The sequence below is a fragment of the Wolbachia endosymbiont (group B) of Villa cingulata genome (genome assembly GCF_964028285.1).
Classification (GTDB): domain Bacteria; phylum Pseudomonadota; class Alphaproteobacteria; order Rickettsiales; family Anaplasmataceae; genus Wolbachia.
In genome coordinates this window covers 1,407,785-1,423,723 of sequence record NZ_OZ034766.1, presented here as the reverse complement: position 1 = coordinate 1,423,723, position 15,939 = coordinate 1,407,785, and the positions used below count along the sequence as shown (strand labels likewise).

14 protein-coding genes and 2 pseudogenes are annotated in these 15,939 nt (G+C 34.2%); 7 read left to right on the top strand and 9 right to left on the bottom strand.

Going from position 1 to position 15,939, the window contains the following annotated elements; translation table 11 throughout:
• Window positions 1-405: 405 nt before the first annotated feature.
• Window positions 406-1,224, top strand: coding sequence for a transporter associated domain-containing protein (locus ABWU52_RS07290; protein WP_353276886.1), 819 nt, complete (start codon window positions 406-408; stop codon window positions 1,222-1,224).
• A gap of 198 nt (window positions 1,225-1,422) precedes the next feature.
• Here ABWU52_RS07290 and ABWU52_RS07285 read toward each other — a convergent pair.
• From ABWU52_RS07285 to ABWU52_RS07270, 4 genes and pseudogenes are all read right to left on the bottom strand, one after another.
• Window positions 1,423-1,734, bottom strand: a pseudogene (locus ABWU52_RS07285) (transposase); the annotation flags it as partial.
• Between the two features lie 20 nt (window positions 1,735-1,754).
• Window positions 1,755-2,562, bottom strand: a pseudogene (locus ABWU52_RS07280) (IS630 family transposase).
• A 104-nt stretch (window positions 2,563-2,666) separates the two neighbouring features.
• On the bottom strand, window positions 2,667-3,545 hold the full coding sequence (locus tag ABWU52_RS07275; protein WP_353277659.1) for an IS3 family transposase: 879 nt from the start codon (window positions 3,543-3,545) through the stop codon (window positions 2,667-2,669).
• On the bottom strand, window positions 3,521-3,820 hold the full coding sequence (locus ABWU52_RS07270; RefSeq protein WP_064085359.1) for a transposase: 300 nt from the start codon (window positions 3,818-3,820) through the stop codon (window positions 3,521-3,523). Before ABWU52_RS07270 ends, ABWU52_RS07275 begins: the two co-directional genes overlap by 25 nt.
• 130 nt (window positions 3,821-3,950) lie before the next feature.
• Between ABWU52_RS07270 and ltrA the strand changes: the two genes are divergently transcribed.
• From ltrA to rpe, 3 genes are all read left to right on the top strand, one after another.
• A complete protein-coding gene (ltrA, locus tag ABWU52_RS07265; RefSeq protein ID WP_353276809.1) occupies window positions 3,951-5,195 on the top strand; it encodes a group II intron reverse transcriptase/maturase in 1,245 nt (414 codons plus the stop codon).
• A gap of 341 nt (window positions 5,196-5,536) precedes the next feature.
• Window positions 5,537-7,012, top strand: a complete 1,476-nt coding sequence (locus ABWU52_RS07260) for an N-acetylmuramoyl-L-alanine amidase (RefSeq protein WP_353276885.1) — start codon at window positions 5,537-5,539, stop codon at window positions 7,010-7,012.
• Window positions 7,013-7,173: 161 nt separating this feature from the next.
• Window positions 7,174-7,848, top strand: a complete 675-nt coding sequence (rpe, locus tag ABWU52_RS07255) for a ribulose-phosphate 3-epimerase (RefSeq protein ID WP_353276883.1) — start codon at window positions 7,174-7,176, stop codon at window positions 7,846-7,848.
• Between the two features lie 100 nt (window positions 7,849-7,948).
• Here rpe and pnp read toward each other — a convergent pair whose 3' ends face one another.
• The 3 genes from pnp to truB are packed head-to-tail and all read right to left on the bottom strand — an operon-like array spanning window position 7,949 to window position 11,599.
• Window positions 7,949-10,225: a polyribonucleotide nucleotidyltransferase gene (pnp, locus tag ABWU52_RS07250; RefSeq protein ID WP_353276881.1), complete on the bottom strand. Its 2,277-nt coding sequence runs from the start codon at window positions 10,223-10,225 to the stop codon at window positions 7,949-7,951.
• Between the two features lie 14 nt (window positions 10,226-10,239).
• Window positions 10,240-10,512, bottom strand: coding sequence for a 30S ribosomal protein S15 (gene rpsO, locus ABWU52_RS07245; RefSeq protein WP_010403478.1), 273 nt, complete (start codon window positions 10,510-10,512; stop codon window positions 10,240-10,242).
• Window positions 10,513-10,519: 7 nt separating this feature from the next.
• A complete protein-coding gene (gene truB, locus ABWU52_RS07240) occupies window positions 10,520-11,599 on the bottom strand; it encodes a tRNA pseudouridine(55) synthase TruB (protein ID WP_353276880.1) in 1,080 nt (359 codons plus the stop codon).
• A 132-nt stretch (window positions 11,600-11,731) separates the two neighbouring features.
• Between truB and ABWU52_RS07235 the strand changes: the two genes are divergently transcribed.
• The gene (locus tag ABWU52_RS07235; RefSeq protein ID WP_353276878.1) at window positions 11,732-12,163 is read left to right on the top strand and encodes a collagen-like protein; all 432 of its coding nucleotides are present in this window, start codon (window positions 11,732-11,734) and stop codon (window positions 12,161-12,163) included.
• Between the two features lie 68 nt (window positions 12,164-12,231).
• Here ABWU52_RS07235 and ribD read toward each other — a convergent pair whose 3' ends face one another.
• Window positions 12,232-13,470, bottom strand: coding sequence for a bifunctional diaminohydroxyphosphoribosylaminopyrimidine deaminase/5-amino-6-(5-phosphoribosylamino)uracil reductase RibD (ribD, locus tag ABWU52_RS07230; RefSeq protein ID WP_353276876.1), 1,239 nt, complete (start codon window positions 13,468-13,470; stop codon window positions 12,232-12,234).
• On the bottom strand, window positions 13,470-14,669 hold the full coding sequence (locus ABWU52_RS07225; protein ID WP_353276874.1) for a deoxyguanosinetriphosphate triphosphohydrolase: 1,200 nt from the start codon (window positions 14,667-14,669) through the stop codon (window positions 13,470-13,472). Before ABWU52_RS07225 ends, ribD begins: the two co-directional genes overlap by 1 nt.
• A 47-nt stretch (window positions 14,670-14,716) precedes the next feature.
• Here ABWU52_RS07225 and ABWU52_RS07220 point away from each other — a divergent pair, with 47 nt between their 5' ends.
• Both ABWU52_RS07220 and ABWU52_RS07215 read left to right on the top strand, forming a co-directional pair.
• Complete coding sequence (locus ABWU52_RS07220; RefSeq protein WP_007302232.1) at window positions 14,717-15,163, top strand: HesB/IscA family protein; 447 nt, start codon at window positions 14,717-14,719, stop codon at window positions 15,161-15,163.
• Between the two features lie 26 nt (window positions 15,164-15,189).
• The gene (locus ABWU52_RS07215; RefSeq protein ID WP_353276872.1) at window positions 15,190-15,864 is read left to right on the top strand and encodes an ABC transporter ATP-binding protein; all 675 of its coding nucleotides are present in this window, start codon (window positions 15,190-15,192) and stop codon (window positions 15,862-15,864) included.
• Window positions 15,865-15,939 lie beyond the last annotated feature (75 nt).

Sequence of the window (15,939 nt, the reverse complement as noted above, 5' to 3'; positions counted from 1 at the left end):
ATCTACTTTATCTACTTTTTATCTAAACTAAAGTATAGTAGTAGTAGTAGTTCTATCAATAAATTGTTATTAACTTAAAATTCAGTAAAAATTAGTATTACTTAGCTTGTGGATAAATATGTTAATAACTTCTCTATACTATTGATTTTCCTTTATGATTTATGTGTATAAGTAAGATGTCTAGAATGTTAGTAATTTTCTTTTATGGAAAAAAGCTTTACTATCATGGATTGTTATATAATTATGTATATGTCATTGAAAAAATTGTTGATCAATTGTTAGTATTTTATGTCAACAAATGATTCACAAATTAATTTGACATTATTCACATGCTTATTAAACATTTAATAACAGTTTTCTTGATAGACCTTATCTAAAGATATTTTCACCATTAAAGGGAATAAATTGAATAAGAAAAGAACTTTGGTAGAAAAAATAGCATACAGAATTTTTCTCTTTCTCTTCAACAAAACTTCTGTGTTAAAAAAATGTGCGACTGAGGCATTAATGGGTGATCTGTCAGGTCTTGACATACTTAATAGTCTGTTAAAATTCCGTGATTGTAGTATCATGGATATAATGACTCCACGTAAGGAGATATGTGCAGTAGATATTGAATCGAGCAAGGATGAGGTAATAAAGAAGGTGAAAAACACTTACCATGCTAAGATACCAACTTATAAGAATAACTTTGACAACGTAATAGGCTTTTTTTACGTAAAAGATATCATTTTCAATAAGAATAAAGATTTTAATCTGAGAAATATTATACAAAATGTAATATTTGTCCCAGCCTCAATGAAAGCAACAAATCTTTTTGTTAGAATGAAATCTTCCAAGTCATATTTAGCTATTGTACTGGATGAATATGGCGGAACTGATGGTTTAATTTCGATAAATGATCTTATAGAGGAATTGATACCAAATATTGATAACGAGAATGAGTTAAATTCAGAACACACCATTACTGAATTATCTCAAAATAAGTTTGAAATATCAGCAAGGGCCCTTATAAAGGATATAGAGGAAAATCTAAAAATAGAGTTGTGTGACTCTGAAGAGCATTATGCCACACTTAGTGGTTTGGTTCTTTCAATTGCTGGTAAGGTACCTTCTGTAGATGAAGTTATAAGATATAAAAATGGTATAAAATTTATCATCAAGGATGCAAATGAACGATACATTAACAAAATAATACTAGACTTAAGTGATTACAAAAATTAAATTCAATATTTTTTAGTGAAAGGTACTTTATCTTGGAAGTAGGGGACATAGTAGCCAGGTATGCAATTTAAACAATTTCTTAATATACAAAAGTTTGTAGTTCTATACGTTACTGTTTGATAATTAAGGTGGGAATAGTTTTATTGGTATAAAGTTATAAGAATTAGTTGTTTAAATATTTTTAGCGATCTGTCCCTTTCAAAAAGGGAGTGTTAAATAAACTGTGTCAAACCACATTTTTAATTCAACTCTACAAGAAAAAAAGATATCAAGTTGAGACATAGTCAAAACCCAATCATGTATAGGCATAGCCCATTTTTCTCCTACCTTTTTTATAGCACAATATACCTGTTCATACAAGGCATTTGTGCTAGTAGATGAGCCCTTAGTCTTAGTAAATTTTCTGATCTGTCTATGTAACCCTTCAATAGGATTTGTGGTATAAATTAATTTTCTTACAGGGCCGGAATATTTAAAATAACTAGACAGATTTTCCCAATTATTCTCCCAAAACTAAAGTATAGCTGTTCTCATAATAGTGGAAACAGAGGAATGTTTTTCCTGGCTCTGTTTTTTATAGCAAACCAATGATGCTCAATTTTATTGAAATCTGGAGAATATGGAGGCAGATACAGAATGTCTGCACCAACCCTTTTGGCAAGTTCGACAATCTTTTTAGACTTATGAAAAGTTGCATTATCTAAAATCACTGTTTGTCCAGGCTGTAAAATTGGTGCCAGAAATTGCTCGAACCAGCCATTAAAAACCTCTGTATCACAATAGCCTTCAAACGTCATAGGTGCAACATTTTTCCCTTATTTAAAGCTGCAATCATGCTAACTCTCTGAGTTTTCTTACCTGATTTTAGTGCATTCTCCCTTTCTGCAATATCCGTATTGGTAATCTTCTGTATTGTCTATACCAGATTCATCAATATATGCCAAATTTTTAGGGGACTCTGCCGATATGACTTTCAGAAATTCAGCGCGTTTTTCTTCGTTTCTTTCTTCATATCCATAAGTCTTTTTTTGCGTGTAAATCCAAATTTTTTTAGAGCTCTATGAATCGTTTGACGACTTATATTGCCCCAGCACCTCTGATTGTGTTTTACCGCCGTGCTTTTTTATAAATTCTGCAAACGCATTCCAATCGGTGATTTTATGATTATAGCCTCTATTTCCCAGTTTCTTCGATTCCTGTTTCTTTCCGCCTTTTCTCCCATTTGTACAATGTTACTCTACCGATTTTGAACCTCTTTGCTACTGCTGTTTTACTCTCTCCTTCATCTAACGCCTGCATGGCTTTTTTCCTTAAGTCATAACTGTATGCTGCTGGCACTTTTATCTTCTTATTACCCTAAGTCTCTATTTTATCCTGTTTCCACTATTATGAGAAGAGTGACCTTACCCAGAAAAAGTAGACAGAAAGTTAAGACGTTTTTACTATGAGAATGATGAATCAAAAAGCTCAGGAATGCAATAGTTAATAGTAGAATGTCTACGCTGTTTATTATAAAAAATTTCTATATATTCAAATATTGCGGTTTTAGCTTGTTGTGCAGAGTGTTGTGAAGTATCAATGAGTAACTCTCTCTTAAGTGAACTAAAAAAGCTCTCTGAAACAGCATTATCATAACAACAACCTTTGTGACTCATACTAGAAGTAATATTTTTTGTACTTAGTAAAAATTGATAATTTTTAGAGGTGTATTGCGATCCTTGATCGCTATGAAATAGTAGATTTTTAGCAGATTTGCGCCTACCAATAGCCATGAATAACGCATCTATAACTAATTGCCTATTTACTGCATTACTCATTGACCAGCCAATCACCATGCGTGAATATAAATCTATTATTGCTGCCAAATATAACCATCCTTCATTAGTTTTTATGTACGTAATATCAGTTACCCATATCTTGTTAGGTTGATCAGCGATGAAATTCTGATTTAATATGTTAGGAGTTATAACTCTATTGTCTATTTGTGGTTTTTTACTTTTAAACTTTCGTCTAAGCTTAGCTTGAATGCCATTTTTCTGCATAACATTTTGCACTGTTTTGATGTTATAATTTTTACCTAAAGCCTTTAATTCAGCGTGAATTTTAGGAGCTCCGTATCTGCATTGTGATGCTCGATATACCTTCTGAATATCTTGTATGAGCTCTTCTCTTATTGATTTTTTGTTGTTTTTTTCCTTAGTAATCCATTTATAATAACCACAAGCAGATACGTTCAAAAATCTGCATGATTCCCGTATTTTATAGCATTTTTTATGTTCTTTTATAAAAGAATATTTTACTCTTTTTGGTTTGCAAAATATCCCAGGGCTTTTTTTAAAATGTCTCTTTCCCTCGTTACTCTTGCCAGCTCTTTCTTTAAATCAAACTTTTCTTTGTCACAATGAGCTACTTTCCCTTTTCCTGGAAACGCATCTACTCCAGACATTCTATCATTGTATGTTTTTACCCATCTGCTTAATGAATCACCGCTAATACCCAAATCTCTTGCTATTTTTGCTGATGATTGACCTGTTTCTTTTACTAGTCTTATAGCTTCAATTTTGAATTCTGCTGTATATTCTTTTCTTTTTGTCATACCACACCTCTTTGAAAAAACGTTTTATTTTACTTCAAAAACGTCTTAACTTTCTGTCTACTTTTTCTGGGTAAGGTCAGGGGCTAAGTTATTTAGTTTTAATTATTTATCAACCGAAAGGGAGGAGTTAATGAATGAAACAAAGTCTTTTGATATACCGAAGCAACTTATTTGGAGAGCTTATAAACAAGTATCGAAAAATAAAGGTGCAGCAGGTGTAGATGAGGTCTCGATAACAAAGTTTGAAGAAAATCTAAAGGATAATCTATACAAATTATGGAATCGGATGTCATCCGGAAGTTATTTTCCAGAGCCGGTAAAAGCTGTTGCGATACCAAAAGATACAGGAGGGCAAAGAATTTTATGTGTGCCTTCAGTATTCGACAGGATAGCGCAAACAGCAGCTACAATGTATCTTGAGCCGTTAGTAGAACCGAAATTTCACGAAGATTCATATGGTTATAGACCAAATAAGTCTGCGCTGGATGCGGTATACACAGCACGGAAGAGATGTTGGAAAAATGATTGGACGGTAGATCTTGATATATCTGGGTTTTTCGACAATCTGGACCACGATTTAGCACTGCAGGCTATCAAGAAACACACAGACTGCAAATGGGTCATACTGTATGTTGAGAGGTGGATGAAAGCCCCCATTCAGCAAGCAGATGGCAGTAGGGTAACAAGGGATAAAGGAGTTCCGCAAGGAGGTTCAATAAGCCCAATCATTTCAAGCATATTTATGCACCATGCGTTTGATATGTGGATGAAACAAAATTATCCAACAGTACCATTTGAAAGATATGTAGATGATGCGATAGTGCACTGCAGAACTAAAAGACAGGCAGGATTTATGAAAGTAATGATTGAAGAAAGATTGGCTAAGTGTAAATTGAAGTTACATCCTGAAAAGACACAGATTGTGTACAGTAAGGATGATGATAGAAAAGAACAATTTCCTAAACAAAGCTTTGATTTTCTAGGTTATACTTTTAGACCTAGAGTAGCAAAGAATAAGATGAGGAATTATTTCATCTCATTTCTACCTGCAATTAGTAACAAAGCCAAGAAGAAGATCAAGAAAACCATAAAGTCATGGAGAATACATCGGATTACATGGACCACACTAGAGGAAATATCGAAGAAAATAGATCCAATAGTCAGAGGCTGGTTTCAGTACTATGGCAGGTTTTATAAATCAGAGATGTATCCATCTCTCAGGAATATAGAGAGATACCTCATAAGATGGGTCAGGACAAAATATAAGAAACTTCGTGATCACGGAAGACTAGCAAAGCAATTTTTAGGAAAAGTGAGAAAGAGGTCTCCAAGTATTTTCTATCATTGGACACTTGGGTTAGGATCAAAAGGCTAAATAATGGGAGCTGTATAAGCCGAGAGGTTTCCGTGCAGTTCTGCGAGAGACTGGTGGGGAAGTTCCGCCGGTCTACTCTCCTTTTAGTTTTTGCTACTAAGGCGTTTAAGGAACTGGGAAAAGATGGAATGTGTCTATATAAAATGGGAGATGACAATTATCAATCGGTTTTTGTGAGAAAGAATGACGCTATACTTACGTTCTATCCTGACTTAACACCAAAATGTAATGATAAGAGTATTAATTGTAGCTGTAGCAAGTCTTGATTGGCTGAAAAAAAAGTAAACATTTTATGTGTATTATGCTAATTTAGTTATATTGAGGGCAATTTGTAGAGCTACATGAAACTTATAGTAAAAAAATGTTTGTCTGTTTTATTTCTGTTGCTGCTTGTAGCGCCTCTTGTATACGGACAACAATCTTGTTTAAGTGATATTGAGAACGATTTTCAAGATTTGAAAACATCATTAAAAAATCCAATATTTTTAGATCCTGCACCGAGTTTAAATTATGATGATAGAGAAGGCAAAAAAGTGTTGATGGTGGTGGTGCACCATACCGAATCACCAACATTAAAAAGTACAAAATACGCATTAAATTCTTCAGGGATATCAGTACAGCTTATTGTTGATAGAGATGGTAGCATTACTCTGATGGTTCCACTTGAAAAACGAGCATGGCATGCTGGTATAAGTTATGCGAAAGTTCAAGTAGATAATGTGGTTGAAGAGCTACGAAAACTGAATGATTATTCTATAGGTATAGAGATTGTAAACACAGGGCTTGAGCCTTTTCCAGAAGAGCAAATGAAATCTGTCAAAGATCTGATTTTGTACCTCATGAAGCGCTTTAAGATTAGAAAAGATATGATATTTAGTCACGCTGAGATAGGCACTATAGTGTACAACTCAGCAATTGAAGGTTACGCAATGCGTAAGCCTGATCCACATAAGTTATTTGATTGGGAGTTATTAGAGAAAAGTGGTATCGGATTGCATATAGGTGATAGAATCAGTCCTCAAGACGCAGAACAAAAAGTAAATGAGGTTTTGTATAAGGTAGGCGATAAGAGTGAAAATATTTTGAAATTAAAAAAAAGGTTAAACGGTTTTTTTTATAAAATACTGCCTTGGAATGATAGGGAAGGTAATATGATTTTTCCTGACAATAATGCTAATTACTCAAATGAGTTTGATGAAAATTTTGCGTGGGTTATCAATCAGTTTTCAATGCACTACTTGCCGAAAGAGATTAGAAAAGACTTGCCTCTAAAATTAGAACAAGAAGATATTTTGCCTGAATTTTTAGTTAAGTATAGTAATCTTGTTTTTAGTGAATTCTTATCTTTAAGTGATAAAACTAAATTAAGCTTAAAGCCACCATTTTTGAATGAAGAGGATTATAAGCATTTATTATCTTCTCTTGCAGAATATGAAAATAATATTTCTTCTGATGCATTTGCTATGCTCATGTACAAGATTAAGCTATATTATGACTCTTATCTAAGATACAATATAAGATCTTCACTTTATATTCCATTTAGACTTAATTCATTTGAAAAGCTAGATGTTTTAAAGAATGAAATATTATCTTTTAAGTCTATAAGCCCTGAAAAGGCTATAGAAGTCTCGAATTTGATTAATGAGTTTAGGTCGCAAGTTTTATCTAATTTCCAAAATTTTGAGAAGCAGTGGTTTCAAGAATTTAAGGACACTTGGAAACAAAAATTTATATCGAATATGGAAAAGCAAATGTCTTGGACTGCGCTACATGAAACTGTGTTGGAATATTTAGAAAAGGCGAAGAAAGAAGTCTAATGAGTATTACAATGACCAGATGCATGGGCAGAGAAAAATAAAGGACTGGTTTCACATGCATCTGGAAGGATACAAAAATTTCTAAATGAGATTAATATAGTATTGGGATGACAGAGTTTAAAAAATAAGTTACTTTTTTTATTTTTGGTAAAAAGTAGTCTATGGGTATTAAAATTGCACCTTCTATACTTTCAGCAGACTTTGCAAAATTAGGAGAGGAAGTAAAAAGAATTAGCGACTTGAATGTAGATTATATACACATAGACGTTATGGATGGAAATTTTGTTCCAAATATTACAATAGGTCCGAATGTTATCTCTGCGATACGTAAATATAGCAATCTTCCTTTTGATGTACACTTAATGATTAAATCTCCTGGTAACCATATTGAAAGTTTTATAAATGCTGGTGCTGATATTATCACTATACATGCAGAAGCAGAGATACATCTTGAGAGGCTAGTAAGAAAGATAAAATCATATAAAAACAATACAAAAAAAATAATACAAGTTGGAGTTTCAATTGTTCCTTCAACTTCTCCAAGCGTGCTTGAGTATATAATAGATGAGCTAGATATTGTACTAATTATGACAGTCAATCCTGGATTTGGAGGACAGGAGTTTATTCATTTGCAGTTGAGTAAGATATCTACCGTGAGGAAAATGATACAGGACCGTAATCTTAAAACACAAGTTTCAGTAGATGGTGGAGTTAACTTTTCTAACGCAGCTGATATAATAAAAGCAGGTGCAAATATATTAGTTGCTGGATCAACAATATTTAAAGCTGAAGACATGAAAAAGGCTATAAACGATCTTAAAAATCTTTCGTTATAACCCTACAGATAACACAAACCATTTTTGTTATCTTGTCAGTTTTAAAAATTCCTATTATCCCAGTGCTTCGACACTGAGATAATAGAAATTAAGTTCAACCTCAATAGAAACCTGATGATGAGTCATTATTACCAAATTTTGGTCTGTTTCTATTACTAAAACCAGAACGAGGACGAGTAGGTCTATTACTATGATAATTATCTCCAGGTTTTTTATTAAACGAGTTGTTATAATAATTATCCCTATTATTTAAACCATCTCTCCTTTCTTCATTGTAAAGCTTACCTTCAAAAAATTCACCTGTTTCTTGATCAACACGACGTCTTGATAATTTTGGACATCCACCTTTTTCAAAGTCAATTATCAAAGCTTTGAAGGTATCACCCTGTTTAAGTATATCCTCAATGGACTCTACATGTTGATTAGCTACCTCGCTTATATGCATTTTTCCTTTTCTTCCATTAAGAAGTTCTAACTCTACAATAGACTTCTCTATCTTTACAACTTTAGCATCAATTATAGAACCTTGTTCTAGCTCTGTTATTGAATCAATCATCATATTCTTTGCAGCTTCAGCTTCAGTACTACTAATGGCAAAAACAGAAACTTTACCGTCATCCCCTATTTCAATTTTTGCATTACTTCTTTCACATACACTGCGTATATTTTTTCCTTTAGCACCAATAGCTGCAGAAATTTTATCTTTATCTATATAAAACGATAACACTCTTGGTACATGATCTTTTATATCCTTACGATGTTCTGAAATTACTGCATTCATTTTTTCTAAGATATGTAATCTTCCGACTTTTGCTTGTTCTAAAGATTTTTCAACAATTTCAAAGCTTATACCAGGAATTTTCATATCCATCTGCAGTGCTGTAATCCCTTCGCTAGTTCCTGCTACTTTGAAGTCCATATCACCAAGATAGTCTTCATCGCCCAGTATATCAGAAAGTATTATATGCTCATTTTTGTCTTTGATGAGACCCATAGCAATTCCTGCAACGGGAGCCTTTATTGGCACACCTGTATCCATTAATGCAATGGAAGTTCCACAAACTGTTGCCATAGAAGAAGAACCATCAGATTCCATAATCTCAGATACTATCCTTATTGTATAAGGAAATTCAGATTTATCAGGTAAAACAGGATGAATTGCTTTCCAAGCAAGTTTACCATGACCAATTTCTCTCCTTCCTGGTGCGCGTATAGCAGAAGCCTCTCCAACAGCAAATGGAGGAAAATTATAATGCAACATAAAATGTTCACGTCTATCCCCTTCAATGTCATCCACAATTTGCTCATCTTGTGTAGTACCAAGAGCAGTAACAACTAGTGCCTGAGTGGTACCCCTTGTAAATAGTGCAGAACCGTGAGTCTTGGGTAGAATGTCAGCCTCAATTTCTATCTGGCGTATTTCATCATACTTACGGCTGTCTATCCTCACACTTTTCCTTCTAATCATTTCACGCACTAAAGATCTTTCAAAGCTTTTTACTGCATAAGTAATTAACTTTTCGTCTTTTCCAGCCTCTTTAAGAGTATTCAATATATTATTCCTGACTACTTCTAGAGCTTGAACTCGCTCTTGTTTTACTGTTTTTGAATATGCTTCTTCAAAGTCTTTTCGATATTTTTCAAGTTCTTGAGTTATATTTGATATATCAACAGGAGCAAAGCTTTCAGGTTTATTGCCTACTGTATCAGCAAATTCTTTTATAAGCTTAATAACAGGTTGAAGATGTTCATGGCCGAATTTTATTGCACTCAAAACATTTTCTTCAGAGAGCTCTTTGACTTCTGATTCGACCATTAAGATCGAATTTTCATCACCAGACAAAAACAGATCCAAGTTGCTTGCTTTCATCTCTTGAACGGAAGGATTGAGTATATAATTGTTATTTTCATCACAACCGACCATAACTCCAGCTATAGTAAAGTGGAAAGGAACACCAGAAATTGCAAGAGCTGCGACGGTACCTATCAATGCTGGTACTTCAGGAGAATTGACTGTATCGTAAGTTAATAGATTACATACTACACTAATTTCATCATGAAAACCTTCAGGAAATAACGGTCTTATACTTCTGTCTATTACTCTTGAAATTAAAGTTTCTCTATCAGATGGTTTTCCTTCTCTTTTAAAAAAACCACCAGGAATCTTACCCATGGCATAACTTTTTGCAATAAACTGCACATTCAAAGGGAGAAAATCAACACTTTCTTCCTTCTTTTTTCGTACAACAGTGACTAAGATAGAAGTATCTCCATAATTTACAACTACTGAACCATCAGCTTGACGTGCTATTTTCCCAGTTTCTAAAGATAAGGTACGCCCCTCCCAATCTATAGATTTTTTTATAATTTTAAACATACAAAATTCCTCGATTATTTTCTAATGCCTAACTTCTCTATTAACTCTTGATAGGCTTCATTACCAAATTTACGCTTTATATAATTTAAGTGCTTGCGCCTTCTACCTATCAATACAAGTAAACCGCGCTTAGAATTATGGTCATGCTTATGCGTTTTAAAATGCTCAGTTAAATTACTGATTCTCTCGGTTAAAATTGCACACTGTACAAAAGATGAACCTGTATCATCTTCTTTAATTGCATATGTACTAATCAAACTTTTTTTCTTTTGGGATGTTATTGACATCTAAACCTCATTTCAAAATATTAAAAACACGAATAGGCTTCACATAACCATGAGTAAAACTGCAAATTGCAATAGGTACATTACCCACTATCGTACAAAAAATATCATAATTCTTTAAATTACGCAAGTTATTTAATATAATTTCTTGACCTTTTCTGATTTTCTCCGCTTCCTCTAAGGAAATTTCAACTTTGAACATCGATTTTAAGGCCGATTCAATGGGGATGATGAAACTTTTTGTATTACTTCCATCATCTTCTGCCATCCCACCTCCCTCTGTCATCCCAGTGTCAAGCACTGGGATCAAGCCTATTTCATCACGAACATTGTTTTTGACATATGCTCCTAGAATCTTTTGTCCATTACATGATTTGTAAGTATTTGTATATCTGGATCCCAGTGTCAAGCACTGGGATGACATCGGAGAGTAAGTTGTTGTGTTTTTTTTAGTAAGTTGCTCAATTGTCACTGATTCATCTTCCTTAAAATCACCTACCATCGTTCTTCTTAATTGTGTAATATGTCCAAAACAATTTAATTCAATTCCAAGATCTCTTGCAATTGATCTTACATATACGCCGCTACCGCAGATCATAGAAAAATCGGCACTATTATTTATGGTGTCCAAAAATATCATCTTCAGTTCATGTATTTTGACTTGCCGGGGCTTTATATTTACCTTTTGCCCACTTCTTGCTAATTTATATGCTCTTGCTCCCTTGATTTTCACTGCTGAAAATTGAGGAGGAGTTTGTGTTATCTCACCAATAAAATCCTTAATCACACAATTTATTTGGTTATATTCAGGTTTTATATTGCTAGTTCTAATAATATCACCATCTAAATCGTCCGTAGTTGTTTGCTTTCCCCATTTGATTGTGAAATTGTATGCCTTTAAGTCACAAGATAAATACGGTATAGTTTTCGTTGCCTCGCCAAAAGCAATTGGCAACACACCTGAAGCTAAAGGATCAAGTGTTCCCAGATGACCAGCTTTCTCAATTCCAAAGATCTTTTTAACTTGGGTTACAGCTTGTGCAGAACTAATTCCTATTGGTTTATCGAGATTCAGCCAACCATGTTTCATACGTTTAATTATATACAACTGATAACAGTTTAGCTTGAAATATATACTTTATGTGAAAAGTAGCTTGACCAACATGCATTATTAATACACACTACTTAATCTTTTTATTAGCCTTATTATAAGGGGACTATTATGACTATAAAAAACGTATTGAAGTGGGAAAACACTGCACATATAACAAAAATGAGTATTGAAGGTTTAGTTGCAGCTGCATCTTTAGCAGGAGCAATAACAGCAATATTAATTGCTACTAAAGTAATTGCTGGCCCTGCATCTTTAGCACTTATTGCTAGCCCTGCTGGAATTGCAGCTCTATTTATTGCCGCTGTATATTTTGCCGCAGCAGCTTATGCTTCATATCAGCAAATGAATGCAATAGAAAATGTTAAGGGTGAAAAAGGCGATAAGGGCGAACAAGGACTTCAGGGTGAGAAAGGTGACCAAGGTGAAAAGGGTGAACAAGGACTTCAAGGTATAATTGACAAAGAAGGGCTTAAAACTATAATGCAAGAACCTGAAATCATGAAAATATTTGAAGACAAGTTTCAAGAAAAAGCAGCATAATAAATTAGCATAACCAGAGGTAGATTTTCTACCTCTTGCTTTATCTCTATCATTCAAGTGGATAAAGGCTACTGTGACTTATTCCACACCTCAACTACATCCTCACTGAACTCTATTATCTCTACTTTTTTGAATTTATGGCAGTTATTGATGGATTCAATCTCTAAATTCCCTATAAAAGGAGTGGCATCATTACCTAAAATCTTGCCACTACGGTAGATTATCAACCTATCGATTAAATCGTGCTTCAATAACTCTGTAATTAACACTCCTCCACCTTCAACTAATAACCTTGTTATACCAATTTCTGAAACAAGTTTTGATGCCATGTCTTTTAGGCAGACTTTTCGATCTGATGTCATTCCAGTGCTTGACACTGGAATCCAGTTTTCACTACGCAATTGCTTGAAGTTTTCTGGATCCCAGTGTCTGGGCACTGGGATGACAGGAGAAGGCATTGGAATGACAGGAGAGTGTATTGTAGTAACATCTGGAATAACAGGAGGTTTGTGATTTGAATTGACTATCAAATAATTAATGTTTTTTATTTTTTTCTCTATTTCTCTGTTTGTAATCACCCAAGTTGTTATTTTGTCTGCAGTCTTTGCAATATTATGCTCTTCCTGCAATTTTGCTTGGCTATCGATAATTAGCCTTATTGGCGACCTTTCTTCGAGTCCTGGTAATCTGCAAGTTAAGAGTGGATCGTCATTGATAAGGGTACTACTGCCAATCATAATTGCATCATATTTTGCTCTGAGCTCATGTACCCAATTTCTCGTATCTTTGCTTGTTATCCATTTGCTATCACCTGTAAATGTTGCGATTTTTCCGTCAAGAGTTGTTGCGATTTTGCAAGCTATAAATGGTCTATGGAGTTTCTTGGTGGTAAAAAAGCCAACATTCAGTTTCTCTGCTTCTTTCTGCATAATCCCTTGCTCAACTTCAATTCCTCCATCTACTAAGGCTTTTATGCCTCTGCCTAAAACTCTATTATCTGGATCAATTGCTGCAATCACTACCTTTCTTATTCCTGATTTTATGATTTCTGCAGTGCAAGGTTCTGTAACTCCAAAGTGGCAACATGGCTCAAGAGTGACGTACATAGTTGCACCATGAGTTAAGTCTTGAGCATTTTGCAAAGCAACTACTTCTGCATGTGGACGTCCACCGATTCCTGTGTAGCCTTCACCGATCACCATACCGTTTTTTACAATGATACATCCAACAGCGGGATTTGGTGCAACACTTCCAAGACTTTTTTCTGCAAGTTTTAATGCGATCGACATGAAATAATCATCGGTCATTAGAAAGAAGTCATTTCGTATGAGGTATCAAAAATTCTTCTGTGCTCGTGTATGGCAAATCTATCTGTCATACCTGAGATATAATCACATATTATTACTGAACGCTGAGATTCACAAGCAAGCTTGTTCCACTCTATAGGTAATAACCCTGGGTTTTCATAAAAGCATTGAAAAAGCTCCTGTACTATACGTTTTGCTTTGTTCATTGTTCTATTCAATTTATAGCTTCTGTATATTTTTTCCATGTTAAATTTTTTTATCTCTTTTGTGGCATTTGCAATTTCTGGTGAAAATGTGACTAGCATTATATTTAGACCTCTTACATCTTCTACGCTTTTTATTTTGTAGTCTTTAATATTTTTTTCAGTCTGAAAAACGACATCATTTATCATAATCCCTATAGTTCTACTCAGTGATTCATGTATGAGTTTGCTCTGAGACAAGTCTGAATATTCACTCCTTACGTTTTTAAACATTTTGCCAATTAAGGGAACATTAAGCAAATCTTCAATAGTTACTAAATTTGTTCTGAGTGCATCATCAAGATCATGCACACTGTAAGCGATGTCATCGGCAATTGAAGCAACTTGTGCTTCAATGCTTGAAAATTCCTCAAGTTTTAGATCATATTTTTCATTATATTTTAATAATAGCTGATTATTTGTAGAAGACTCTGCGTTTTGACCAAGCAAGGGACCGTTATGTTTTGCAACCCCTTCAATCACCTCCCAACTTAGATTCATACCATCAAAATCAGCATGTTTTTGTTCAAGATAAGTTAAAATCCTTATAGCTTGAACATTATGATCAAACTCATACTTCTCATTATCAAGATTCAAATCTTGAACTGATTTCTTTAGAGCATCTTCACCTGCATGACCAAATGGAGGATGACCAAGATCATGTGCGAGCGCTATGCATTCAGTGATATCCTCATTTAAGCCAAGTCTACGAGCAATGGACCTTGCAATTTGTGCAACTTCAAGGCTATGAGTAAGCCGAGTGCGATAGTAGTCGTGCTCATAATTGATAAAAACTTGTGTTTTGTACTCCAATTTTCTAAATGTATTAGAGTGAATAATTCGGTCCCTATCACGCTGAAAGCAGCTGCGATTTTCATCTTCTGGCTCTTTAAAATTTCTTCCTTTTGTTTTATTTGGAAAGCACGCGTAACTTAATAGAAAATTATTGTTTGACATGTAAAATTTCTACTATAATAGGTTATCAATAATGAACGGTGGTTGTTATGTCAACAGATTACAATATTAGCTTAACTGACAATGCATTAAGGAAAATCCACTCCCTTGTAGAACAGGAAGGAGATGAGAGTTCTATTTTGCGGGTTGCAGTTTCAGGTGGTGGATGCTCTGGCTTCAAGTATAATTTTCTTATGGATCAAATAAATAAGAAGATGTCTTTGGATGACGATTTTGACGATGATGAAGACGACGATTTTGACGATGACGAAGATAGCGAGGATTATAGAAGCCACTCCAGTTTTAGTGAAAAAGGTAAAGATATAGTAATTAATGATGAGAATGGAAACCCTGTATTAATGGTTGATAATTGTTCAGCGAAATTTTTAAATAACTCAACTATAGATTATACTGAAGATCTAAGTGGTTCTGGTTTTCAAATCAAGAATGCTCTCGCTAAGTCTCGATGTGGGTGTGGTAACAGTTTCTCGGTCTAATTCTCCCTCCTGGATCTTTTTATAATATGGGTGGTGGTGTAACACTAGAGCTAGCTTCTGTAAGTAAGAGCTTCAAAAAAAGTCCTGCTATTGTAAAAGATATCAATCTGAGTCTTACAAGAGGGCAAGTAGTTGCATTGATTGGTAGTTCGGGATCAGGAAAAACAACTATACTACAAATTGCAGGTCTATTGGATAAGCCAACTTTAGGTGTAGTGACAGTAGATGGAGTAAATTGTACGCAAGCCAGCAATAAATATAAAACTCATGTAAGAAGAAATTTTCTTAGCTTTGTTTATCAATTTCACTATTTATTACAGGAGTTATCAGTGTTGGAAAATGTTATGCTTCCTCAGCTTATTGCAAGAAAAAGCAAAACTGAAGCAAAAAAAAAATCGCAAGCAATATTAGAGAAATTTGGTCTGGAAAATAAAGCAAGTAGTATGTTATCTGAAATTTCTGGTGGAGAAAGGCAGAGGGTCGCAATTGCAAGGAGCATTGTAAACTCTCCAAAGCTTTTACTTGCAGATGAGCCAACGGGAAATTTAGACCCAACAAATTCTTTGAATGTATTTTTGCTGTTACATTCATATGTAAAGGAAAATAACAGCTCTATGCTTATAGTAACACACAACTATATTCTTGCAGAAAAAGCAGATCACATTTTTCAGCTAAAAAACCGATCATTAGTAAAGCTGTGAATGGAAGAAACAGTACAATACAAAGCTACCTATAACTTGTACTTATTTAACCAATGATCATTAACGGAGTATAAT

What these genes read in the sequence shown, in the direction of transcription:
- rpe (WP_353276883.1), top strand. Translation starts at nt 7,174, where the DNA reads ATGGGTATTAAAATTGCACCTTCTATACTTTCAGCAGACTTTGCAAAA.
- ABWU52_RS07235 (WP_353276878.1), top strand. Translation starts at nt 11,732, where the DNA reads ATGACTATAAAAAACGTATTGAAGTGGGAAAACACTGCACATATAACA.
- ribD (WP_353276876.1), bottom strand. Translation starts at nt 13,470, where the DNA reads ATGACCGATGATTATTTCATGTCGATCGCATTAAAACTTGCAGAAAAA.
- rpsO (WP_010403478.1), bottom strand. Translation starts at nt 10,512, where the DNA reads ATGTCAATAACATCCCAAAAGAAAAAAAGTTTGATTAGTACATATGCA.
- ABWU52_RS07270 (WP_064085359.1), bottom strand. Translation starts at nt 3,820, where the DNA reads ATGACAAAAAGAAAAGAATATACAGCAGAATTCAAAATTGAAGCTATA.
- ABWU52_RS07225 (WP_353276874.1), bottom strand. Translation starts at nt 14,669, where the DNA reads ATGTCAAACAATAATTTTCTATTAAGTTACGCGTGCTTTCCAAATAAA.
- truB (WP_353276880.1), bottom strand. Translation starts at nt 11,599, where the DNA reads ATGAAACATGGTTGGCTGAATCTCGATAAACCAATAGGAATTAGTTCT.
- ABWU52_RS07260 (WP_353276885.1), top strand. Translation starts at nt 5,537, where the DNA reads ATGAAACTTATAGTAAAAAAATGTTTGTCTGTTTTATTTCTGTTGCTG.
- ltrA (WP_353276809.1), top strand. Translation starts at nt 3,951, where the DNA reads ATGAATGAAACAAAGTCTTTTGATATACCGAAGCAACTTATTTGGAGA.
- ABWU52_RS07220 (WP_007302232.1), top strand. Translation starts at nt 14,717, where the DNA reads ATGTCAACAGATTACAATATTAGCTTAACTGACAATGCATTAAGGAAA.
- pnp (WP_353276881.1), bottom strand. Translation starts at nt 10,225, where the DNA reads ATGTTTAAAATTATAAAAAAATCTATAGATTGGGAGGGGCGTACCTTA.
- ABWU52_RS07215 (WP_353276872.1), top strand. Translation starts at nt 15,190, where the DNA reads ATGGGTGGTGGTGTAACACTAGAGCTAGCTTCTGTAAGTAAGAGCTTC.